Source organism: Mesorhizobium sp. WSM4311, assembly GCF_002295115.1.
In the GTDB taxonomy this organism is placed as follows: Bacteria; Pseudomonadota; Alphaproteobacteria; order Rhizobiales; family Rhizobiaceae; genus Mesorhizobium.
In genome coordinates, this window is record NZ_NSFV01000004.1 from 59,322 (window position 1) to 82,994 (window position 23,673).

General features: G+C 64.7%; 17 protein-coding genes. 8 read left to right on the forward strand and 9 right to left on the reverse strand.

Going from position 1 to position 23,673, the window contains the following annotated elements; genetic code table 11:
- Window positions 1-23 precede the first annotated feature (23 nt).
- The 3 genes from CK226_RS11155 to CK226_RS11165 form a co-directional block, all read right to left on the reverse strand.
- Complete coding sequence (locus CK226_RS11155; RefSeq protein ID WP_095791887.1) at window positions 24-1,193, reverse strand: acyl-CoA dehydrogenase family protein; 1,170 nt, start codon at window positions 1,191-1,193, stop codon at window positions 24-26.
- A gap of 102 nt (window positions 1,194-1,295) precedes the next feature.
- Window positions 1,296-3,086, reverse strand: coding sequence for an acyl-CoA dehydrogenase (locus CK226_RS11160; protein ID WP_095791888.1), 1,791 nt, complete (start codon window positions 3,084-3,086; stop codon window positions 1,296-1,298).
- 394 nt (window positions 3,087-3,480) lie between these two features.
- Window positions 3,481-3,942, reverse strand: a complete 462-nt coding sequence (locus CK226_RS11165) for a MerR family DNA-binding transcriptional regulator (RefSeq protein WP_095771972.1) — start codon at window positions 3,940-3,942, stop codon at window positions 3,481-3,483.
- Window positions 3,943-4,394: 452 nt separating this feature from the next.
- Here CK226_RS11165 and CK226_RS11170 point away from each other — a divergent pair, with 452 nt between their 5' ends.
- The 4 genes from CK226_RS11170 to CK226_RS11185 all read left to right on the forward strand — a co-directional run bounded on the left by CK226_RS11170 (window position 4,395) and on the right by CK226_RS11185 (window position 11,795).
- Window positions 4,395-8,459 (forward strand): peptidoglycan-binding protein, encoded by a 4,065-nt coding sequence (locus CK226_RS11170; protein ID WP_095791889.1) that lies wholly within the window; start codon window positions 4,395-4,397, stop codon window positions 8,457-8,459.
- A gap of 191 nt (window positions 8,460-8,650) precedes the next feature.
- The gene (locus CK226_RS11175) at window positions 8,651-9,574 is read left to right on the forward strand and encodes a sulfite exporter TauE/SafE family protein (RefSeq protein WP_095771871.1); all 924 of its coding nucleotides are present in this window, start codon (window positions 8,651-8,653) and stop codon (window positions 9,572-9,574) included.
- A complete protein-coding gene (locus CK226_RS11180; RefSeq protein ID WP_095771870.1) occupies window positions 9,574-10,365 on the forward strand; it encodes a TIGR02186 family protein in 792 nt (263 codons plus the stop codon). The genes CK226_RS11175 and CK226_RS11180 overlap by 1 nt, the downstream gene beginning before the upstream one ends.
- 173 nt (window positions 10,366-10,538) lie before the next feature.
- A complete protein-coding gene (locus tag CK226_RS11185) occupies window positions 10,539-11,795 on the forward strand; it encodes an Hsp70 family protein (protein ID WP_095791890.1) in 1,257 nt (418 codons plus the stop codon).
- A 15-nt stretch (window positions 11,796-11,810) separates the two neighbouring features.
- On the opposite strand, the gene CK226_RS11190 is transcribed toward CK226_RS11185, so the two are convergent.
- A complete protein-coding gene (locus CK226_RS11190; protein ID WP_095791891.1) occupies window positions 11,811-12,698 on the reverse strand; it encodes a LysR family transcriptional regulator in 888 nt (295 codons plus the stop codon).
- Window positions 12,699-12,806: 108 nt separating this feature from the next.
- On the opposite strand from CK226_RS11190, the gene CK226_RS34870 reads away from it, so the two are divergent.
- From CK226_RS34870 to CK226_RS11205, 4 genes are read left to right on the forward strand one after another with little or no spacing between them, the layout of a single operon-like run.
- Window positions 12,807-12,980 (forward strand): hypothetical protein, encoded by a 174-nt coding sequence (locus tag CK226_RS34870; protein WP_179301029.1) that lies wholly within the window; start codon window positions 12,807-12,809, stop codon window positions 12,978-12,980.
- On the forward strand, window positions 12,977-15,907 hold the full coding sequence (locus CK226_RS11195) for a molybdopterin oxidoreductase family protein (RefSeq protein WP_095791892.1): 2,931 nt from the start codon (window positions 12,977-12,979) through the stop codon (window positions 15,905-15,907). Before CK226_RS34870 ends, CK226_RS11195 begins: the two co-directional genes overlap by 4 nt.
- Window positions 15,904-16,638: a 4Fe-4S dicluster domain-containing protein gene (locus tag CK226_RS11200; RefSeq protein WP_095791893.1), complete on the forward strand. Its 735-nt coding sequence runs from the start codon at window positions 15,904-15,906 to the stop codon at window positions 16,636-16,638. Before CK226_RS11195 ends, CK226_RS11200 begins: the two co-directional genes overlap by 4 nt.
- 2 nt (window positions 16,639-16,640) lie before the next feature.
- A complete protein-coding gene (locus tag CK226_RS11205; RefSeq protein ID WP_095791894.1) occupies window positions 16,641-17,576 on the forward strand; it encodes a dimethyl sulfoxide reductase anchor subunit family protein in 936 nt (311 codons plus the stop codon).
- A gap of 6 nt (window positions 17,577-17,582) precedes the next feature.
- On the opposite strand, the gene pdeM is transcribed toward CK226_RS11205, so the two are convergent.
- The 5 genes from pdeM to CK226_RS11230 form a co-directional block, all read right to left on the reverse strand.
- Window positions 17,583-18,299 carry a ligase-associated DNA damage response endonuclease PdeM gene (gene pdeM, locus CK226_RS11210; RefSeq protein WP_095791895.1) on the reverse strand — a complete coding sequence of 239 codons (717 nt, stop codon included), beginning with the start codon at window positions 18,297-18,299 and terminating at the stop codon, window positions 17,583-17,585.
- The gene (locus CK226_RS11215) at window positions 18,296-20,830 is read right to left on the reverse strand and encodes a ligase-associated DNA damage response DEXH box helicase (protein WP_095791896.1); all 2,535 of its coding nucleotides are present in this window, start codon (window positions 20,828-20,830) and stop codon (window positions 18,296-18,298) included. The genes pdeM and CK226_RS11215 overlap by 4 nt, the downstream gene beginning before the upstream one ends.
- Before the next feature lie 98 nt (window positions 20,831-20,928).
- A complete protein-coding gene (locus tag CK226_RS11220) occupies window positions 20,929-21,789 on the reverse strand; it encodes an NlpC/P60 family protein (RefSeq protein WP_095792148.1) in 861 nt (286 codons plus the stop codon).
- A 31-nt stretch (window positions 21,790-21,820) separates the two neighbouring features.
- Complete coding sequence (locus tag CK226_RS11225; RefSeq protein ID WP_095791897.1) at window positions 21,821-22,171, reverse strand: MarR family winged helix-turn-helix transcriptional regulator; 351 nt, start codon at window positions 22,169-22,171, stop codon at window positions 21,821-21,823.
- 77 nt (window positions 22,172-22,248) lie between these two features.
- A complete protein-coding gene (locus CK226_RS11230; protein WP_095791898.1) occupies window positions 22,249-23,613 on the reverse strand; it encodes a M17 family metallopeptidase in 1,365 nt (454 codons plus the stop codon).
- Window positions 23,614-23,673 lie beyond the last annotated feature (60 nt).

The window sequence follows — 23,673 nt, forward strand, 5'->3', positions numbered from 1 at the left end:
CTTGGGTTTGCCGGTCGCCGCTCTCAGAGCGAGCGGCCGATCAGCAATTTCATGATCTCGTTGGTGCCGCCGTAGATGCGCTGGACGCGAGCGTCGCGGAACATGCGGGCGATCGGATATTCATTCATGTAGCCATAGCCGCCGTGCAGTTGAAGGCATTCGTCGACGACTTTTCCCTGCAGGTCGCTCAGCCAGTACTTGGCCATCGAGGCCGTCACGGGATCGAGGCCGCCATTGATGTGGCGGGTGACGCAGTCATTGTAGAAGACGCGGCCGATCGTCGCCTCGGTCTTGAGCTCGGCCAGCTTGAACTGGGTGTTCTGGAAATCGATGATCGCCTTGCCGAAGGCCTTGCGTTCCTTGACGTAGTCGATGGTCAACGCCAGCGCCCGCTCGATCATGGCAATGGCGCCTGTGCCGATCTGCAGCCGCTCCTGCGGCAATTGCTGCATCAGCTGGATGAAGCCCTGCCCTTCCTCGTGGCCGAGCAAATTGGAGGTCGGGACGCGCACATCGTTGAAGAACAGTTCTGACGTGTCGTTGGCCTTCAGGCCGATCTTGTCGAGGTTGCGGCCGCGCTCAAAACCTTCGACCTCGTCGGTCTCGACGACAATCAGCGAGGTGCCCTTGGCACCCTTTTCCGGATCGGTCTTGGTGACGACGATGATGAAGTTGGCCAGCTGGCCGTTGGTGATGAAGGTCTTGGAACCATTGATCCTGTACTGGTTGCCGTCCTTCTCGGCCCGCGTCTTGACGCCTTGCAGGTCGGAGCCGGCGCCCGGTTCGGTCATGGCGATGGCGCCGATCAGCTCGCCGGTGGCGAGCTTCGGCAGCCACTTCTTCTTCTGCTCCTCGGAGCCGTAGTGGAGGATGTAAGGGGCGACGATCGAATTGTGCAGGCCGATGCCAAAACCATCGACGCCGACATGGCCGATCGCCTCGATGATGGCGCTCTCATGGGCGAAGGTGCCGCCGGAACCGCCATATTCCTCCGGCATCGAGGCGCAGAGCAGGCCGGCGGCGCCGGCCTTGCGCCAGCTCTCGCGGTCGACCATCTCGTTCTTCTCGAACTCGTCGTAGCGCGGCGCGATCTCCTCCGACATGAAGCGGGTTGCCATGTCGTAGAGCATGCCGACCTCGTCCGCCGCCCAGGCGGGCTTGGAAAGGCCAAGTATTTCGGCGGGGCTGGTCATGTGGATATGGTACTCCTCCCAGAGCGCATCGTCAGCGTTGACGCCGGCGCACGTCACGCTGGCCTCAACCGACCCTCCCCCCGAAGGAGAGGGCAACCATCTTTAGAACGCTTCCGCAGGCAGGGCCATCAGCGTGTCAGCGCCGCTCGAAATACGGGCGAGATGCGCCGACGTCTCCGGCATGATCCGCTCCATGAAGAAGCGCGCCGTCACCACCTTGTTGTCGTAGAAGGACTGGGTGCCGTTGGCGCCGGTCTTGCCCTGAGCTGCCTTGGCCATCTGCGCCCACATGTAGCCCAGAGCAACAAGGCCGAAGAGGTGCATATAGTCGGTCGAGGCCGCGCCGGCATTGTCGGGCTTGGCCATGCCGTTCTGCACCAGCCACATGGTCGCGGCCTGCAGATCGTTCAGGCCTTTCTTCAACCCCTTGGTGAAGGGCGCCATCTTCTCGTCGGCGCGGTTCTCCTCGCAGAATTCGCCGACCTCCTTGAAGAAGGCCTGGATGGCGCGGCCGCCATTCAGGCCGAGCTTTCGGCCGACGAGGTCGAGCGCCTGGATGCCGTTGGCGCCTTCATAGATCATGGCGATGCGGGCATCGCGCACGAACTGGCTCATGCCGTGCTCTTCGATATAGCCGTGACCGCCGAACACCTGCTGCGCCATGACGGCGTGGTCGAAGCCCTTGTCGGTGAGCACGCCCTTGACCACCGGCGTCATCAGGCCGGTGTAGTCGTCCGCCGCCTGGCGGTCCTTGTCGTCGGCGGAGCGATGCGCGATGTCGGACTTGATCGCCGTCCACAGTGCCAGCGCACGGCCGGCCTCGTTGAAGGCCTTCATGGTCATCAGCGAGCGGCGGATGTCAGGATGGACTATGATCGGGTCGGCCTTCTTGTCCGGCGCCTTGGCGCCTGAGAGCGAACGGCCCTGCAAGCGGTCCTTGGCGTAGGCAACGGCGTTCTGGTAGGCGATCTCCGACAGCGAAAGCCCTTGCAGGCCGACGCCGAGGCGGGCCTCGTTCATCATCGTGAACATCGCCTTGAGGCCGCCATTCTCCTCACCGAGCAGCGTGCCTTCGGCCTCGTCATAGTTCATGACGCAAGTCGAATTGCCGTGGATGCCCATCTTCTCCTCGATCGAGCCACAGGAGAGCGTGTTGCGTTCGCCCGGATTGCCCGCAGCATCGAGCTTGAGCTTCGGCACGATGAACAGCGAGATACCCTTGACGCCTTCCGGCGCGCCCTCGATGCGGGCCAGCACCAGATGGACGATGTTGTCCGACATGTCGTGCTCGCCGGCCGAAATGAAAATCTTTTGGCCCGAGATCTTGTAGGTACCGTCGCCGTTCGGCACCGCCTTGGTGCGCAGCAGGCCGAGATCGGTGCCGCAATGCGGTTCGGTCAGGTTCATGGTGCCGGTCCAGGAGCCCTCGACCATCTTCGGCAGCCATTTGGCCTTCTGCTCGTCGGTGCCGTGGGTGATGATCGCCGCGATGGCGCCCTGGGTCAGACCCGGATACATCATCAGCGACATGTTGGCCGAGACCATGTATTCGGCGACGGCGGTGTGTACGGCATAGGGCAGGCCCTGGCCGCCAAACTCGACCGGCGCCGCCAGCCCCATCCAGCCGCCTTCGCGATACTGGCCGAAGGCCTCCTTGAAGCCTTTGGGCGTGGTCACCGAGCCGTCGTCGTGACGCACGCAGCCTTCCATGTCGCCGACGCGGTTGAGCGGATGCATGACGTTTTCGGCGAGCTTGGCACCTTCGGCCAGGATCGCTTCCAGCACGTCTGGCGTCGCGTCGGCAAATCCGGGAAGGTTCGAATAGCGCTGATAGCCCAGCACCTCGTTGAGTACGAACAGCGTATCCTGGACCGGCGCCCTGTATGTCGGCATGCTTTTTCTCCACCCTGCGGACCTGGTCCGAAAGCCCCCGAATTAATGTCAGGGCAGCATGCAGACCCGTGTTGAAGCCGGGATAGCAAAAATTGACGTTTGCGTAAACGTCAATTTTTTGATGCGACAAGATTTCCCGACCACCCAGCTTGGGGAAGCTAGAGTGTTTCACCGTTTCACGGAAACGGCGAAACGCTCTATCTCATTGTTTTAACGCAAGTCCGGACGGAAAACCGCTCACACTTTTCCTGGAATTGCTCTAGCGGCGCGACGTCAAGCAGGCCAGCGCCGAAGGAACCAGTCAGGCGGATGCAGGCAACGAAAAAGCCGCGCGGCAGAGCCAACGCGGCTTTGATGGTCGAGACTCCGACGAAGTCGGAACCGGTAGATTGCTTCAGCTCGCGACGCTTGCATGTGGAGCCGTGCGTTCGGCCAACATCTGGCGCACCGCGGACATCGAGCCGGAGAGCTCGTTGATGGCGTCATCGATCAGCGCCCGCTGCTTCTGCAGGCGGGCGAGCTGCTTCTCCGACTTGTCCAGCGCCAGCCGCAGCTGCTTGGTGTTGGAACCGGTCGGATCGTAGAGATCCATCATCTGCTTGACGTCGCGCAGCGAGAACCCGACCTTGCGGCCGAGCAGGATCAGCTTCAGGCGGGCCTTGTCGCGGCGCGTGTAGAGACGGGTGGAGCCGTCGCGCTGCGGGTTGAGCAGGCCCTTGTCTTCGTAGAAACGCAGCGTGCGCAGCGTGACGCCGTATTTCTTGGCCATTTCGCCGATGCGGGCGAGGTCCTCGCCGGCTTCGACAGATACATTATTGGTATTGGCCGCGGTCTCGCCGGCCGAGATAAGCTTCATGGTCACTGGCTTTCCCCGTCTGGTGGCGTCGCGGTCCTGGACCATGCGTCGCCTGACTGGAAGCGGGGGCGTGCTTCCAGTCGTGGTTTCGACAAACAAAATCGCAAACAGCACACTCAAATGCGCCTTTTACGTTTACGTCAATTCTATACCGATAGCCGCCTCATGACGCAAGGGGCGTTCTGTGAAGGTGCTTTATGCCGCACCGTGGCAGCGAGAGCGAACTTCCTTCCAACTTCTTAAGCTTGGTTAACGCGTTGTTTACCACGTTGGGGGAAATGTGGGCGCGTCGGCTACCCGTGTTTATCCTGTATCGAATTTTTCACGGTTTTCGGAGCGCGGGTGAAACCCCGGGAAGCTTGTCTTCCACCGTGGAAGCGCGGTCGCCTTCGTTCCGGCAGGGACTTGGGGAGCTGGTCGCAAGCCGGCCAATCTGAAAGACGGACGCACCGATGAACAGCAAGCGGTCCTATCTCGACACACTCAACGCCGGCAGGCAGCGCAAGCCGCAGACCACGCTCGAGCAACTGAACCGCTCGCTGGAGACGCTGGAACAGCGGCTGGGGCAGACCCGCGAGGAGGTGACGGCACGTCCCGCTCCGCGCCAATACGGCGCGGACCCGCGCTATCCCGCCGTCGACCCGCGTTATCCAGCCGCCCAGCCAACCGGTCAGCAGCGCTGGTATGAGGAACCGCGGCCGGCGGCGCGCCCGCAGACCCCGGCGCCAGCCCCCGCCTTCGACCAGAACTACCAGGCCATCGCCCGTGACATCGACCGCGTGCGCAGCCAGGAAGACAGCGTCGCCATGGTCGGCAAGATTGCCGGCGAATTGCGCGGCATGCGCGAGGAACTGCGCCACCAGATGACGGCGGGCCTGCAGCGCGAATTCGATGCGCTGCGCAAGGATATCGACCGCGCCTTCCAGGCCAACGCCAGGTCCGGCACAGCGGGCAAGGGCAGTGCCGAACTCGGCGTCGAATTCGAACGGCTTTCCGGCGCCATCAAGTCGCTGTCGGAGAAAAGCGACGACAGAAGCGTCAACATGCTGCGGCTGGAACTCGAGCAGGTGAAGGCCGCGCTCGACACGCTGGCGCGCGAGGAGAGCGTGCAGAAGGTCGACCGCCGCTGGGACGATTTCGACCGCCGCTGGACGGCTTTCGAGGACCGCGTCGACGCCGACCAGCGCAAGCGCTCCGACGACCCCGCCCTTGCGGCCCTGACCGACCGGCTGGAGCAGATCAGCAACGCCGTCAACAATCTGCCTGAATCGCTGTCGCTGCGCTCGCTCGAGGAAAAGGTGCGCACGCTGGCCGGCGCCGTCGAACACTTCGCGGGCCAGCAGGACAATCGCGGCGGCGACACGCTTGCCATGATCGATGAGCGGCTGGACGAGATTTCCCGCGCCATCGTTGCCTCGACCGTCGCGGCACAGGCCAATTCCGTCGACCACGAAGCCTTCGACCGTATCGAGAAGCGCATCGACTCGCTCGCCCGGCAGATCGAGGAGGTGGCGCAGGATCGCCCCGGCAACGCGGTCATGGATCGCCTGAGCACCCTGTCGAGCCGCGTCGACGAACTCGCCGGCCGCGCTAATTTGCCCGAACAGGCGATGGAACGGCTGGCCAAGCAGATCACCCTCATCGCCGACAAGATCGACCAGGCGCCGGCCATGCCCGACGCCGACTACATCTTCCACGGGCTCGAGCAGCGCTTCGACGTGCTGTCCGGCATGATGGAACGCCGCCAGGGCGATGCCATCGAACAGGGCAACATGCTGTTTCGCGATCTCGAGCGCCGTCTCGACGAGGTTGCCGACCGGCTCGACCAGCGCCTCGCGCCGCAGATCGACAGCGCCGGCATCATGGAAGCCATCGACGCCCGCTTCACCGCACTCGCCACGCGCATGGAGAGCCGCGCCGCCGATCCCGCCGGCGAAGCGGCGATCCGTGGACTGGAAAGCCGGCTCGAGGACATTTCCAGCCGGCTCGACGCCTCGGCGGCCCAAGTGGCCGGCATCGATCCGGCGCTGATCCGCAGCCTGGAGGCACAGGTCGCCGGCCTGTCCGCCCATCTGTCCAGGCCCAGCACGCCGCTGCCGGAATTCGAGGACATCAGCCCGCGCCTCGACGAAATCGAGAAGGCGCTGGCCGGCACCCGCGATTCCATCCTCGGCGCGGCACGCGAAGCGGCCGAGAACGCGGTGCGTTCGCTGGCCGGGTCGAACGCCAATGCGTCGGCGGTTTCCGGACTCGCCCAGGACCTGAAAACGCTGGAAACGCTGACGCGGCGCTCCGACGAGCGCAATTCGCGAACTTTCGAGGCCATCCACGACACGCTGCTCAAGATCGTCGACAGACTGGGTTCGCTGGAAACCAACGAGCCGTCCGAAGCGGTGAGCGAGCTCCTGGCCACGCGCCAGGACGAGGCGGCCGGCAAGCGCCGCACACGAACCGCCAAGATGGCTGTCGAAGCGCCGTCGATGGATATCGACGAGCCGATGCCGCTGAGCGGCGACATGGCCGATCTCGATGCCCGCGCCGCCGCCATAATGCGTAACGAGGGCGCGCGTGGCGACCTGGGTACGCGTGGCGACCCGGGTACGCGTGGCGAGCTGGGCACGCGAACGCCGGCGGAAGCCGCCGCCGCCGCCGCTATGGCCGCACTCGGTTCCGACACCATCGCCGAGAAGGACCAGCCGGCAGGCCGCAAATCGATGTTCGGCGGGCTGGCCCGCGCCTTCAAGGGCAAGAAGGTGGCGGCGGACGTCCCGCCGCTGGCCGGTTCGCCGCCGAGCAGCGATATTCCGACGGTCGATCTTGACGAGCCGCTCGACCCGAAAGTGGCCAACCGCCCGCTGGAGCCAGGCTCCGGCGCGCCCGACCTCAATGCCATCATGAAGCGGGTTCGCGACGAGCGCGGCCAGCCGGCAAAGCTTGGCGAAAGCGACGCCGCCAAATCGGATTTCATCGCAGCCGCGCGGCGCGCCGCGCAGGCCGCCGCCGCGGAGGCCGACGCCCTGAAGCGCCAGTCGACAGTGAAAGGCCCGGTGAAGGCGCTCAGGATCGGCGACCTGCTCAAGGCGCGGCGCAAGCCGATCCTGATGGCGGCGGCGGCGATCATGCTGGCGCTTGCCGGCCTGCAGCTCGGCAAGGCGTTCCTCTCTGATCCCGTTCAGGTGGCAAACAACGACGCCGCACCGGCCGTTGCCGCGCAGCCGGTGCAGACGGCATCCGTCGACACGGCGAGCCAGCCGAAGGCGGAAGCCCAGCCGGCAGCGACGGACGACGAGCCGGCCCGTGCCGTCAGGCAGGCCGAGCAATCCGCGCCCACGACCAAGGACGACATGGTGGCGCAGACCGCCATGGCGATGCCGTCGGACACGGACGCAATGGCGAATACGGCGCCGGTTGCAGAGCCCGCTGCTTCTGCCGCCTCTTCCGGCCCCATGGCTTCGGCCGCTCCAGCACCAGTTGCGCCTATCGCCGCGCCCCCTATGGATGCGACGGCTTCAGAGCCGGCCGCTGCTACCGGCGGCGCGCAAGCGACGGATACCGATACCCAGCCGGTCGCAGCCCCAACGGCGGCCAACGACGCCATCGCCAAGGACACGACCGGTGCCGTTGCACCGACGGCTGCCCCTGCGACAGCAGCCGCGGCCAAGTTCGATATTCCGGCCGATGCCGGCCCGGCCGCGCTGCGCGATGCCGCCGCTGGTGGCGACGCCAAGGCGCTGTTCGAGATCGGCTCGCGCTACGCGGAATCTCGCGGCGTCAAGGAAGACATGGCGGCAGCCGCCAAATGGTACGAGAAATCGGCGGAACTCGGTTTCGCCCCGGCCGAATACCGCATCGGCAATTTCTATGAGAAGGGCATCGGCGTCGCCCGCGACATCAAGAAGTCGAAGACCTGGTACCAACTGGCCGCCGAGCAGGGCAATGCCAGCGCCATGCACAATCTGGCCGTGCTGTTCGCCATGGCCGCCGATGGCGTGACCGACAATGAATCGGCCGCGCACTGGTTCCAGGAGGCCGCCGATCTCGGCGTCAAGGACAGCCAGTTCAATCTCGGTATCCTGGCCGCCAAGGGCGTCGGCATGAAGCAGAACCTCGAGGAATCCTACAAATGGTTCGCTCTCGTCGCCAAGACCGGCGACAAGGACGCTGCCGCCAAGCGCGACGAGATCGCCAATGCGCTGCGGCCCGAACAGCTCGAGCGGGCACGCGCCGCGACCGAACTGTGGAAGGCCAAGCCGCTCAATGCGGCGACCAATTCGGCCGACATTCCCGAATCCTGGCAGGAAGGCACGCCGCAGACGACCGCCGGCATCGACATGAAGAAGGCGGTCAAGAACATCCAGCTCATCCTCAACAAGAACGGCTATGACGCCGGCGGCGCCGACGGCGTCATGGGCGAGAAGACCAAGACCGCGATCATCGCTTTCCAGACCGACAACAAGCTGCCGGCGACCGGCGCCGTCGATGAAAAACTGGTGCGGGCGCTGCTGGCGCGCAAATAACAGAGAAGCGTCGTTTCCACGACGCTCTTGCCACACATTTGCCTGTTAACTGATTGAGATATTTTTTGTTTCGACGCGGCGACGGGGTTTGACCCCGCCGCCGCGTCGGCGCAAGGAAAAATTGGCTTTTCGGTGCGAGACTGCCCAGAACGGCTGTATTCGCCGACAGGCAAACTGATCGAGACTGACGGGTGGGCATCTATCTCCCGATTGCGGAAATTTCCGTCAACGTCTTCGTGCTGCTGGCCATGGGCGCTGCGGTGGGCTTCCTGTCGGGCATGTTCGGCGTCGGCGGCGGGTTTCTCATCACGCCGCTCCTGATCTTCTACAACATCCCTCCGGCGATCGCGGTCGCCACCGGCGCCAACCAGGTCATCGCCTCGTCCGTCTCGGGCGTGCTGTCGCACATGAAGCGGGGCACGCTCGACTTCAAGCTCGGCGGCGTGCTTCTAGCTGGCGGCATCATCGGCTCCACCGCCGGTATCTACGTGTTCGCCTTGCTGCGCCGACTTGGTCAGCTCGACCTGTTCATCTCGCTGCTCTATGTCGTGCTGCTCGGCACGGTCGGCGGGCTGATGCTGGTCGAAAGCATCAATGCGCTGCGCGCCACACGCAGCGGCGCCGCGCCGGTGCTGAAGAAATCCGGCCAGCACAACTGGATACACCGGCTGCCGCTGAAGATGCGCTTCAGGGCGTCGAAACTGTTCGTCAGCGTCATCCCGGTGCTCGGCCTTGGCGCCGGCATCGGCTTCCTGTCGTCGATCATGGGTGTCGGTGGCGGTTTCATCATGGTGCCGGCGCTGATCTATCTGCTCAAAGTGCCGACCAATGTCGTCATCGGCACCTCGCTGTTCCAGATCATCTTCACGTCCGCCTACACCACGCTGGTCCACGCCACCACGAACCAGACGGTCGACGTCGTGCTGGCCTTCCTGCTGATGGCGGGCGGCGTCGCCGGCGCGCAATATGGCGCCAAGGCCGGCCAGAGGCTGCGCGGCGAGCAGCTCAGGGCGCTGCTGGCCTTGCTGGTGCTGGCTGTGGCGATCAGGCTGGCCATCGATCTTTTCGTCACCCCGCCCAATCTCTATTCGCTGTCCAGCGCGGGCCTCAACTGATGGCAGGCCCGAAGGCATTCGCAGCCGCCATCCTCCTGTCACTGCTTACCGCCGCCGCGCCGGCGAAGGCACAGACGCCGCTGACGGAAGGCATCCAGATCGGTCTCTCCACCGACAATGTCTCGATCACCGCCGGTTTTTCCGGCGCCGACCTGACCATCTTCGGCTCGCTGGAAAATCCCGACCCGCTGGTCGCCCGCCAGGGCCGCTACGACGTCATCGTCGTGCTCGAAGGGCCACCCAAGCCGGTGGTGGTACGCCGCAAAGACCGGGTGCTCGGCGTCTGGGTCAATCTGGACTCCGAAACCTTCGAGAACGTGCCGGTCTCCTATTCGGTGGCGACGACGCGGCCGCTGCAGGACATCACCGAACCAAACAGCTACAAGCAACTGTCGCTCGGGGCCTCCAACCTCTACATGCAGCCCGCCGACGCCGGCGACGGCCCGGCAACGATCGAGGAATTCACCGCGGCGCTGCGCGAACGCAAGGGCGCGGCCGGCCTCTACAGCGAGAATGTCGGCGGCGTGCAGTTCCTGTCGCAGAACCTGTTCCGCGCCACCGTCAGGCTGGCACCGAATGTGCCGGTCGGAACCCATAAGGCCCGCGCTTTCCTGTTCAAGAGCGGCCTGTTCATCAAGGAGAGCTCAGCCCAGCTCGAAATCCGCAAGTCCGGCTTCGAACAGTCGATCTTCCGGGTCGCCCATGACTACTCCTTCCTCTACGGCGTCTTCGCCATATCGCTGGCCATGCTGACGGGCTGGCTCGGCAGGCTGATCTTCCGCAAGGATTGAGCGGCCAAAAGGGGTTTCCCTTTCCCGCGTCATGCTATAGACCGCACCTCCCCGCCCAACGGGCAAGCACGCACAATTCAATTCGGCAGAGCGGTCCGGTCGCCCGGAACCACAGCGCACGCTTCTCCCGCGAGCGCCGATCCGCTGTCTGCCGCCAATGACAGGAGGCTGCCTTGCGACCAGCATTCGCCGGTATCGACTTCGGCACTTCGAACTCCACGGTCGGCGTGGTCCGCAACGGGCAGCCCCACCTCGTCGCGCTCGAAGGCGGCCAGGTCACGCTGCCCAGCGCGGTGTTCTTCAATTTCGAGGACGGCCGCATCTGTTTTGGCCGCCAGGCCATCGCCAACTACACCGACAGCGTGGAAGGCCGGCTGATGCGCTCGCTGAAGAGCGTGCTGGGCAGCTCGCTGGCGCATGAGAAGACGCGCATCAAGGCGCGCTCGATCGGCTTCATGGAGATCATCGGCCTGTTCCTCGGGCATCTCAGAAAGAAGCTTGAAGAAGATGGCGGCGATCTGGTCGAGACCGTGGTGCTCGGCCGTCCGGTGCAGTTTGTCGATGACGACCCACAGGCCGACGCGAACGCGCAGAGCGACCTGGAAAAGGCCGCGCATGCCCAGGGCTTCAAGCACATCGCCTTCCAGTTCGAGCCGATTGCCGCGGCGCTCGACTACGAGCAGAGGGTGACGCGCGAGGAGCTGGCGCTGATCATCGACATGGGCGGCGGCACGTCCGACTTTTCAGTCGTGCGCGTCTCGCCTGAACGTGCCCGACTGCCGGACCGCAAGGACGATATCCTGGCCAGCCGGGGCGTCCATATCGGCGGTACGGATTTCGACCGGCTGCTCAGTATTGCCCATGTGATGCCGCAGCTCGGCTATTTGACCCAGACCAAGGACGGTAAGCGCAATCTGCCGGCCAGCTACTTCATCGATCTCGCGACATGGCAGCGCATCAACCTGGTCTACACCGCCAAGGCGATGACGCATCTGCGCCAGATCCGTTACGAGGCCGCGCGCGCCGACCTGGTCGATCGCTTCATCCACATTGTCGAGCACCGTTATGGGCACGCTTTGGCGGCATTGGTGGAAAAAGCCAAGATAGAGTTGACCGGCCTGTCATCGGCCGAAGTCGCGGTGAGGCTATCCGACGTGGAGTTCGCCGCCGAAATCGCGCGTGACGGGCTGGACGCCACCATCGCCCGGGACATCGGGCGGGTCACCGCAACGGTGGCTGAGACCATGCGGGACGCGCAGGTCAAGCCGTCCGACATCACCGCGGTGTTCCTGACCGGCGGCTCGACCGCGATCCCGCTGGCAAGACGCGAAATCCTGGCGCTGGTGCCGCAGGCTTCGGTCATCGACGGCGACATGTTCGGCTCGGTCGGGCTTGGCCTGGCACTGGATGCGCAACGGAAGTTCGGCTGATCAGGCTGAACCGCTTCAGGTCGTCTCGGCGCCGAGATGCGCCTTCAGCGCCATCTGGGCCAGGCTTGCCTGGCGGTCGCGGTGGGTGATCATGGCGAAGTCGCGTTTCGGCAGTTCGAGCGGCACGGATCGCAGGCTGCCTTCGGCGACGGCGCGTCCGACGACGAGCTCCGAAATGATGGTGGCGCCGGCACCCGCCTCGACCGCCTGGCGAACCGCCTCGTTGCTTGGGAGCACCAGGAACACCTGCAAATCGGCAAGCGAAATCCCCTCACGCCGCGCCAGATCCTCCAGCACCTCGCGCGTGCCCGACCCGCCCTCGCGGATGATCCAGCGCAGGCCCCTGATGTCGGGACGGCCCGGCGCGGTTTCGACGATTTCGGGATGTGACGCGGCAACCACCAGCATCAACCGGTCGGTATCGACCTTGGCCCGGCGCAATATGTCGGATTCGGTGCGCCCCTCGACCAGGCCGAGATCGGCGGTTCCATCCAGCACGCTGGCCTCGACCTGCCTCGTGTTACCGATGCTGACGCTCAGCCGCACCGCGGGATAGGCCTCGTGAAAGGACGCCAGCCGGCGCGGCAGCCAGTAGCTGGCGATGGTCAGGCTGGCGGCGATGGAGAGGCTGCCGGCGACCGTCTGCGAGACATGTTCCAGCACATTGCGCGCGGCGGCGGCCCGCTCCAACACGGCCTTTGCCTCCGGCAGGAACCGGTGGCCGGTCTGGGCAAGCTCGATGTTGCGGCCGACGCGGTTGAACAGATGGACGCCGTGCTGCTCTTCAAGCGCGCGAATGGCGGCCGATGCCGCCGACTGGGAGATGCCCAGAAGCTCCGCCGCCTTGGTCATGTGGCCGCGTTCGGCGACGGCGACGAAAATGCGCAACTGATCCAGGGTCATGTCAGCATTAAGAACCAATATCGATCGAATTTACAAGAACAACTGATTAGACGGATCGATAGCCTCATTCTACATTTTCACGCGAAGTTAGAAAAAATTCGCCAGAGAATGGCAGAGACTAAAATGATCGGGCGGTTCAAGTCCCTTCTCGCGCAGTGGACCCGCGGCATCCGCAGACGGCTGGCCGGCGATCGCTATCACCCGGAAGAGCACTACATGCGCGGCCCCGGGCCGAAGACACGCGCCAAATCGGCCGGCCGCGCGGGCACATCCGGATCATGAGGCATCCAACGCCGCGCGGCGCGAATTCGGCACCATCGCAACGCCCGCTTGCCGACACGCGCGCGCCCGATGAAGGCGACGGCGTCGACACCTCGCCTGGCATTTCCGACAGCATCGCCAAGACGACCTGCTATATGTGCGCCTGCCGCTGCGGCATCGACGTGCACATCAAGGACGGCAAGGTCCGCTACATCAACGGCAACAAGGACCATCCGGTCAATCGCGGCGTGATCTGCGGCAAGGGCAGTTCCGGCATCATGCAGCATTACAGCCCCGCCCGGCTGAAGAAGCCGCTGCTGCGCACCGGCCCGCGCGGCTCCGGCGCGTTCCACGAGATCGAGTGGGAGGAGGCTTTTTCGATCGCGACGCAGCGGCTCTCGGCGATCCGTCGCACCGATCCAAAAAAACTCGCCTTCTTCACTGGCCGCGACCAGTCGCAATCCTTGACCGGTTGGTGGGCGAGCCAGTTCGGCACGCCGAATTTCGCCGCCCATGGCGGCTTCTGTTCGGTCAACATGGCGGCCGGCGGGCTCTATTCGATCGGCGGCTCGTTCTGGGAGTTCGGCGAGCCCGACTGGGACAACACACGATATTTCATGCTGTTCGGCGTCGCCGAGGACCATGATTCCAACCCGATCAAGATCGGACTGGGCAAGCTCAAGGCGCGCGGCGCCAAGGTGGTGTCGATCAACCCCTGCCGGACCGGCTACAATGCGATTGCCGACGACTGGATCGGCATCCGGCCCGGCACGGACGGCCTGCTCGTCTTCGCGATCATCCACGAATTGCTGAAGGCCGGTCGTGTCGATCTCGATTATTTGCTCCGCTACACCAACGCCCATGTCCTCGTCGTGCAGGAGCCTGGCGCGTCCGACGATGGGCTGTTCGTCAGGGATGCCGACGGCAATCCGCTGGCCATGGACAGGGTGGAGAAAACCGCCATCAAGGCAACCGACCCGGAAGCGAAGCCGGCGCTGACCGGCAGCTTCGAAGTCGGCGGTTGCCGCTGCACGCCGGTGTTCCAGTTGATCGCCGACCGCTATCTCGATGACAGCTATGCGCCGGATGCGGTCGCCGAGCGCTGCGGCATTGCCGCCGATACGATCCGCCGGATCGCCGCCGAGCTTGCCCATGTCGCCTTCGAACAGACGATCGAACTGGCTATCGCATGGACCGACTGGGCCGGGCGCCGGCACGAGACGATCAAGGGCCGGCCGGTTTCGATGCATGCCATGCGCGGCATATCAGCCCATTCGAACGGCTTTCACTCTTGCCGCGCCATCCACCTGCTGCAAGTGCTTCTGGGCACGGTGGATGTTCCCGGCGGCTTTCGCTTCAAGCCGCCCTATCCTCGTTCGGCGCCGCCGGGGCCGAAACCCGCCGGCAAGACGGTCAAGCCGATGACGCCGCTGGACGGCATGCCGCTTGGTTTCGTCTGCGGGCCGGACGACCTGCTGGTCGACGAAGACGGCACGCCGACCCGCATCGACAAAGCCTATTCCTGGGACGCGCCGCTCGCCGCGCATGGGCTTATGCACACCGTCATCCGCAATGCCTGGGCCGGCGATCCCTACCCGATCGACACGCTGATGATGTACATGTCGAACATGGCCTGGAATTCCTCGATGAACACCGTCGAGACGATGCGTATGCTGACCGACCACGACGAGGCGGGCAACTACAAGATCCCCTTCATCATCTATTCCGACGCCTATTATTCCGAGACAATCCCGTTCGCCGACCTGGTGCTGCCGGACACCACCTATCTCGAACGGCACGACTGCATCAGCCTGCTCGACCGGCCGATCAGCCATGCCGACGGGCCGGGCGATGCCATCCGCCATCCCGTCGTCGAGCCCGATCGCGACGTCAGGCCGTTCCAGTCGGTGCTGATCGAGCTTGGCGCGCGGCTTGGCCTGCCCGGTTTCGTCGGCGAGGACGGAGCGGCCAGATATGCCGATTATGCCGACTATATCGTCAACCACGAGCGCACACCGGGCATCGGACCGCTGGCCGGCTGGCGCGGCAAGGATGGGACATCGATCGGCAAGGGCGAGGTCAATCCGAACCAGTTGCAGCGCTACATCGACAATGGCGGCTTCTGGCATCACGACTTCGCCGACGACCAGCGCTACTACAAGATGGCCAACCGCTCCTATCTCGATTTCGCGGTGCAGATGGGTTTCATCCCGAAGGCCGAGCCGATCGTCTTCCAGCTCTATTGCGAGCCCCTGCAGCGCTTTCGGCTCGCCGCACGCGGCCATGGCCGTGTCCTGCCGCCGGAGGCCGAGCGGCAGCGCATCGAGACCTACATGGATCCGCTGCCGTTCTGGTACATGCCATTCGAGGAAGCGGCGGTCGACCTCGAAAAATACCCCCTGCACGCGCTGACGCAGCGGCCGATGCACATGTATCATTCCTGGGGTTCGCAGAATGCGTGGCTGCGGCAGATCACCAGCCAGAACCGGCTGTTCGTGCATCACCGGACCGGCGCCGGCCTCGGTCTCGTCGATGACGACTGGGTGTGGATCGAGAGCATCAACGGCAAAGTGAAGGGGCAGATCAAGCTGGTCGACGGGGTGAATGAAAGCACGGTCTGGACCTGGAACGCGATCGGCAAAAGGCGCGGCAGCTGGGGACTGAAAGATGATGCCGCCGAGAGCCATCGCGGCTTCCTGCTCAACCATATCATCGGCGACCAGACCTCCGCCGACGCGCAGGGCAAACGCTATTCGAATTCCGATCCCGTGACCGGCCAGGCGGCATGGTTCGATCTGCGCGTGCGCATCGTCAAATGCAGGGCGGAAGAGGCCGGCTTCACCGAGCCGCAATTCGAGCGTTTCAGCCAGCCGCCGCATTTCGAGCCTTCGCTCGACATCCTTCGCTTCGGCGCCGAATTCCGCCGGGCAAGAGAGGCAGCCGAATGACCTGCCTCCCCAAGCATCCTGACAAGAAACTCGGGCTCGTCATCGACCTCGACACCTGCGTCGGCTGCCAGGCCTGCGTCACGGCCTGCAAGGAGTGGAATACCGGCGGTCACATGGCGCCGCTGACCGACATCGACCCCTATGGCGGCCATGTCGACGGCGTCTGGTTCAACCGCGTGCACAGCTACGAGCACACGACAGAGATGGGCGGGCGCACGGTGAACTTCCCGCGTTCCTGCCTGCATTGCGAAACACCAGCCTGCGTCACCGTCTGCCCGACCGGCGCTTCCTACAAGAGGACCTCGGACGGCATCGTGCTGATCGACGAGGACAAGTGCATCGGCTGCAAATTGTGCAGTTGGGCCTGCCCCTATGGCGCGCGCGAATTCGACACCGATGTCGGCGTGATGAAGAAATGCACGCTGTGCGTCGATCGCATCTACAACGACAACCTGGCCGAAGAAGACCGCGTGCCGGCCTGTGTCGCCGCCTGCCCGACCAGCGCGCGGCATTTCGGTGATCTCGGCGACCCCCAGTCCGCCGTCTCGCAACTGGTGGCGGAGCGCGGCGGCGTCGACCTGATGCCGGAACTCGGCTATCAACCGACCAACAAATACCTGCCGCCGCGCACCCATACGCAGCGCGGCGCATCGGTGCCGGCGAAGGCGCTGGAGCCGGTGCGGGCCGAAGGCGGCTTCCTCGGCTGGGTCGATCGCATGCTTTCGAACTGACCATGCATCCAGCCTTCTCCGTCGTCTTCTTCACCACCGCCACAGGTGCCGGCTACGGCCTGCTGGCATTGCTCGGCGTGCTGGCTGGATTGCAGATCGTCCCGGCCGATTTCTGGCTCGGCTTCGTCGGCCTGGGTTTGGCGCTCGGCCTGATCGCGGCGGGACTGTTGTCCTCGACCGGCCATCTCGGCAGGCCGGAGCGCGCCTGGCGGGCGTTCTCGCAATGGCGCAGTTCCTGGCTGTCGCGCGAAGGCGTGTCGTCGGCCATCACCTTCATCCCAGCGGGACTGTTCGGGCTCGGCTGGGTGTTGTTGGGCCGCACTGGCGGCTGGGTGGCGATTGCCGGATTGCTGGCCGCCATCGGTGCAATCGTCACCGTCTGCACCACCGGCATGATCTACGCGTCGCTGAAACCGATCGCCCAGTGGCACAGCCGCTATACCTTGCCGGCCTATCTGATCTTCGCGGCCATGACCGGCAGCGTTCTGTTGAACGCGCTGCTGCAGGGCTTCGGCGTCGGCTCGGTGGCCGTGCTGGTATTATCGCTGCTGGCCACTCTTGCCGGCTGGGGCTGGAAGCTCGCGACCTGGCGGCACAATGACCGTCTCGAAATCCCTACCACCGCCAACACCGCGACCGGTTTGGCCGGCGGCACGGTACGGTCGCTGGAATGGCCGCATACCGAGGAAAACTATCTGCTCAAGGAAATGGGCTTTCGCATCGCGCGCAAGCACGGTGCGAAGCTGCGCATGCTCACACAGGGATTGGCCTTCGCCCTGCCCGTTCTGCTGCTCGCGGCCACTTTCGCCTTGCCGTGGCCCTTTGGGGCGATCCCGTCGGTGCTCGCTGCGATCGTCCAGTTCGCCGGGATGCTGGTGGAGCGCTGGCTTTTCTTCGCCGAGGCAAAGCACACGGTCACCCTATATTACGGCAGATAGGGCTGCTCAGCCTGGCCGCAGCATCGAGCGGGAGATGGCGAAGATGCGGTCGCTGCCAAGCATGTAGGCCATCAGCGATTCCAGGCGAAACAGCCCGGCATAGGCGCGATCGAGCACGTTAAGCGAACCGGTGTAGGCGCCGAAGGCCGGCATGATCATGCGGCCGCCATCGCCGGCAAAACAGCGCCGCCGCACCGAACGGCCGCGCTGGACGATGCGCGCGCAGGGATGCAGGTGGCCCGCGATCTCGCCCTCGACGCGCACTTTCGACGGCTCATGCCGGAACAGCAGCGAGCCTATGGCCAATTCCCGCACCGTTTCACCGGGAAGATCGGCCGGCGCTTCCGGATCGTGATTGCCGGCGACCCAGAACCAGTCACGGCCTGCCATCAGCGCTTCCAGCCGCTCGCGAAAACTCGCATGCAGGCGCTCGGCACCGCCGCCATCGTGAAAGGAGTCGCCCAGGCTGATGACGATCGACGGCTGGTAGTCGGATATGACGGCCTGCAGTCTGAGCAAGGTCGCGCCGGTGTCATAGGGCGGGATCAGCGTGCCGCGCCTTGCCAGCGAAGAGCCTTTTTCCAGATGCAGGTCGGAGACCGCCAACAGCCTGAGCTCGGGAAAATAGAGCACGCCGCGCGGATCGCAGACCGCACGTTCGCCGGCGATGCCTATCATGTCGGCCTCGCCGATCAGCGTCGTGCGCGCCAGCGAAAAATTCATGCCTCACTCATTCCCGGACCCATGGCCTCCTCGACCAAAGTCGCCGCATCCATCAGCAGTGTTTCATCGGCTTCGCCGTTCACGGGCATCTTGCCGATCTCGAGCATGATCGGCACGGCCAGTGGCGAAATCTGCTCGAGATTCTTATGCATGATTCGACCCTGGACGCGCGAGAGCATGTCGGCAAGTCTGCTGACATCGAGCAGGCCGGCCGCCGCATCCGCACGCGTCGCCTGCAGCAGAATATGGTCCGGCTCATGGCTGCGCAGCACATCGTAGATCAGGTCGGTCGACACGGTGACCTGGCGGCCGCTCTTCTCCTGGCCCGGATGGCGCTTCTCGATCAACCCCGAAATCAGCGCGCAATTGCGGAAGGTGCGCTTGAGAAGCCAGCTGTCGGCCAGCCAGGCTTCGAGGTCGTCGCCCAGCATGTCCTGGTCGAACAATGCGCCGAGAGACGGTTTCCTGGCTTTGAACATCGCGCCCATGTCGCCCAGCGACCATATGGCAAGGGCGTAATCGGTGGCGACAAAGCCGAGTGGCCTGGCGCCGACCCTGTCGAGGCGCCGGGTAAGCAGCATGCCGAGTGTCTGGTGGGCCAGCCTGCCTTCAAAGGGATAAGCGACCAGATAGTAGCGGTTGCCGCGTGGAAAGGTCTCGATCAGCAGGTCATCGCGTTTGGGCAGAACCGATTTGTCGGCCTGGAATCGCAGCCAGTCGGCCACCTGCTCCGGCAGCTTCTTCCAGCGCTGCGGATCGTCCAGCATGATGCGGACCTGCTCGGCAAGGTAGGTCGAAAGCGGGAACTTGCCGCCGCCATAATAGGGCACCTTGGCGTCGCTGCCGGGCGCGTTGGACACGAAGCATTCGTTCTCGCGTATGCCCTCGAAACGCAGCACCTTGCCGGCGAACATGAAGGTGTCGCCATGCGTCAGCGTTTCGAGGAAGGCCTCCTCGATCTTGCCGAGAACGGCGCCGCCGCGTGTAGCCGAGCCTTTGCTGCCTGCTTTGACGTAACGCACGTTGAGCGCCGGCACTTCGATGATGGTGCCGACATTCAGCCGGTATTGCTGAGCCACGCGCGGGTTGGAGACGCGCCACAACCCGTCCTTGTTCAGGCGGATACGAGCATAGCGCTCGTAATTCTTCAGCGCATAGCCGCCGGTGGCGACGAAATCGATGACGCGGTCGAAGGTAATCCTATCGAGGCTGGTGTAGGGTGCCGCCGTTCGTACTTCCTCGTGGAGATCGTCGGCACGGAACGGTGCGCCGCAGGCGCAGCCGAGCACATGTTGCGCCAGCACATCGAGGCCGCCATCGACCAGCGGCGGCGTGTCCTGCGCGCCAAGATAATTGGCGTCGAGCGCTGCTCGGCATTCGAGCACCTCGAAGCGATTGGCCGGGATCAGGATCGCCTTGGATGGCTCATCCATGCGGTGGTTGGCCCGGCCGATGCGCTGCGCCAGCCGGCTGGCGCCCTTCGGCGCGCCGACATGCACAACCAGGTCGACATCGCCCCAGTCGATGCCGAGGTCGAGGGTCGAGGTGGCGACGATGGCGCGCAGCGCGTTGTCGCCCATCGCCTTCTCGACGCGCCGCCGCTGGCCGACGTCGAGAGAGCCGTGATGCAGCGCGATCGGCAACGTGTCCTCGTTGACCCGCCACAATTCCTGGAAAAGCAGCTCCGCCTGGCTGCGGGTGTTGACGAACAGCAGGGTCGTCTTGTGGCGCTTGATCTCGCGGTAGATCTCCGGCGTGGCATAGCGGGCCGAATGCCCCGCCCACGGCACGTGCGCCTCCGAATCGAGGATGGAAATTTCGGGCTTCGCACCGCCGGTGACGACGATCAATTCGGCCATGTCGCCCGGTGGATTCTGGCTGACCAGCCAGCGCCGCAGTTCGTCGGGCTCGGCCACCGTTGCCGACAGACCGATCGTCTGCAGGCCGGGCACAAAGCTGCGCAGCCGCGCCAAGCCGAGCGCCAAGAGATGTCCGCGCTTGGACGTCACCAGCGAATGCAATTCGTCGAGCACGACGTAGCGCAAATCCGCGAAGAAGCGCTTTGCATCACCTGCCGCGATCAGCAGCGCCAGTTGCTCGGGCGTGGTCAGCAATATATCCGGCGGCGCCAGCTTCTGGCGCTGGCGCTTGTGGGAAGGCGTGTCGCCGGTGCGCGTCTCGATGCTGATCGGCAGACCGATCTCCTCGACCGGCTTGCCGAGATTGCGCTCGATGTCGACGGCCAGCGCCTTGAGCGGCGAGATGTAGAGCGTGTGGATGCCGCGATGCGCCTGCCCCGGCTTTCGCCTTGGCCTGACGGCGAGTTCAGTGAGCGAGGGCAGGAAACCGGCCAGCGTCTTGCCGGCCCCGGTCGGCGCGATCAACAGTACCGATTGGCCGCTTTGAGCCTTCGCCAGCAATTCGATCTGATGGGCGCGCGGCGACCAGCCTTTCTCGCCGAACCATCGGAGGAATGGCTCGGGCAGGGCAATGGCGGCATTCTGCTCGGCAAGGCGCGGCTCAACTGTCACGCGCCAGAGGTAGCGCGGCTACGGGCGATCGCCAAGGAAAATCGGAACAAAAGGGGATCGTAGCGTTCCTCGCCCCGTTTACGAGAGGAGGAAGAAGCTCACGGCCTTCGAAACCCGGTCGGGCCGCCATAGAGGTAGCCGATGCGGGCGATGGCGTCCTTCAGCCCTTCGCGCGAGACCAGCATGGTGTGGCCGTTGGCGTGGATCATGGTCTCGGCATCGGTCATGACAGCGACATGGCCTTTCCAGAAGACGAGGTCGCCCCGACGCAATCCGGCATAATCCGGACCCGGTTCGAGCGGCTCGCCAATGCTTGCCGCCTGCATGTCGGAATCGCGCAGCACGTTTTTGCCCGCCATGCGCATCGCAAGTTGCACCAGGCCGGAACAGTCGATGCCGAAGCCGGACGCGCCGCCCCACAGATAGGGCGTGCCTAGAAACGTCTCGGCAACCGCGACATAGTCGGCGGCAATTTCTGCGATTGGCCTGAGGTGACCCGCGATGATCGCTTCGCCCGACGGCAGGACGGCGTAGTGTGTGCCGCGCGTCTCGGCGGCTCCCCTCACGGTCACCGTCGACCCCATCGACAGCTGTCCCGTGATCGGAAAGCGCAGATCCGGACCGGGATAGAGAAAGGTGCGGGGCACCGAGACGATATGGGTAGGCGCGTGTTCCCGTCCGCCCAGCTCGGTTGCGGCGACGTAGCCGACATAGCCGTCGCGTTCGGCCTGGATCCAGGCCCAGCCTTCGGCATCCTCGAAAACCAGCACATCGTCGCCGAACAGGGCTTGCGTGTTGACGCCGGCATCCGCGCGCGGCGCCTTGCGGATGTCGGCCACCGAGGCCGAAATCCGCGCCGGCCGGCCGGCGACAAAACGCTCGGCGGAAACCTCGCCTTTCAGCCTTGAATCGGCAAGGTCGGAACGGAAGGCGTGGAGACGGGCATCGTGAGCAGTCAAAATCGGCAACCCTGTTGTATGGGCAAGATGGTCAGTTGGGCAGTTCAAGCGCCCTGGCGATGATACCATCGCCGAAGCGCTCGACAAAGAGCGCGCCCTCGACCGTGCGCTTGATCAGCACGTTGCGCTTGTCGAGTTCGTCGCGATGGCGCGACACCAGCTTCAGCGCGCCCATCGTGTCGAGCGCGCGGGTGATCACCGGCTTGGTGACGTTGAGGCGGGCGGCCAGCCCGCGCACCGTGTGCGGCGGCGGATCGAGATAGATGGTGAACAGGATCGCCGTCTGGCGCATGGTCAGGTCGGGCGCATCGTCGCGCACCTGCGACAACATGACTTGCTGCCACAGTCGCAAAGCCTGGCTCGGGCGCATCGCAATCGACATCGCGCCAGCATGACGGCAAATTGTTTCGGTTCCGTTTCAGTTTTAGCGATTTGCCGGCGCTGCTTGCTGCCACCCCGTCAGCCAAAGCGTGTCGAGATGATCCGCTCCAGCGCGCGAATGCCTTGCGCCTCGCCACCGGCGGGCCCATGCGGGCGATCGGCGGGGTTCCAGGCAAAGATGTCGAAATGCGCCCAGCTCGCCGTCTTGTCGACAAAGCGCTTGAGGAACAGCGCCGCCGTGATCGAACCGGCGAAACCGTCGGTGGTGACATTGTTGACGTCGGCGATCTTCGACGACAGCTTAGCATCGTAGGGCCGCCACAGCGGCAAGCGCCACAGCGGATCCTCGACCGCCAGCGATGCCGCGGCGAGGTCCGAGGCCAGCGCCTCGTCGCCGGTATAGAAAGGCGGCAGATCGGGGCCAAGCGCGACACGGGCGGCTCCGGTCAGCGTCGCCATGTCGACCAGCAGCTGCGGCTCCTCGTCATCGGCCAGCGCCAGCGCGTCGCCGAGCACGAGCCTGCCTTCGGCGTCGGTGTTGCCGATCTCGACAGTGATGCCCTTGCGGCTCGCCAGCACGTCGCCGGGTCTGAAGGCATTGCCGGCAATCGAGTTCTCGACCGCGGGGATGAGCACGCGCAGTCGCACCTTCAACCCGGCGGCCATGATCATCGAGGCCAGGCCAAGCACATTGGCGGCGCCGCCCATGTCCTTCTTCATCAACAGCATGCCGGATGACGGCTTGATGTCGAGACCGCCTGTGTCGAAGCAGACGCCCTTGCCGACCAGCGTCACCTTCGGCGCGCCCGGTTGCCCCCAGATCATGTCGATCAGACGCGGCGCACCTGATGAAGCGCGGCCGACGGCGTGGATCATCGGGAAGTTCTGGGTCAGCAGCTCGTCGCCCTTGATGACGGAAACTTCGGCCTTGTGAGCCGCGGCCAGGGTGCGCACCGCCTTCTCCAGATCATCCGGCCCCATGTCGCTGGTCGGTGTGTTGACCAGATCGCGGGCCAGGAAGACGCCATTGGCGATGCGGCGAACGCGCGCCGCGTCGACGCCGGCCGGCACGTCGAAACGCAGCGCCTTGCCTGGCTTCTTGCCGTAACGGGTGAAGACATAGCCGCCGAGCGCCAGCGCGATTGCCGCGAGTTCCGGCTCGGCAGGAAGGGAGGCGAAATGCCAGTCGCCTTCCGGCAGGGTTTTCGACAGTGCACCGAGCGCGAGTGAACCTTCCCCGTCGCCGGTGCCAAACAGGGCGCCGGCAAGTGCGCCGTTCTCGCCGGGCACGGCCAGCGTCCTGCCTGCCTCGCCGGAAAAGCCGTTGGCCCTGCCCCATGCGACAGCAGATGGTGCAAGGCCCGCGGCCTCCAGGCCGTCACGGGCCACCAGATGCACCGGCAGCGCACCTTGCAATTTCGTCTCGACGAGTTCGACAGGCATTCGATGTTCTCTCCTGCCGACCCTTCGCGAGTCGGCGTTTCTTAACTCTCCGTTAGGGTT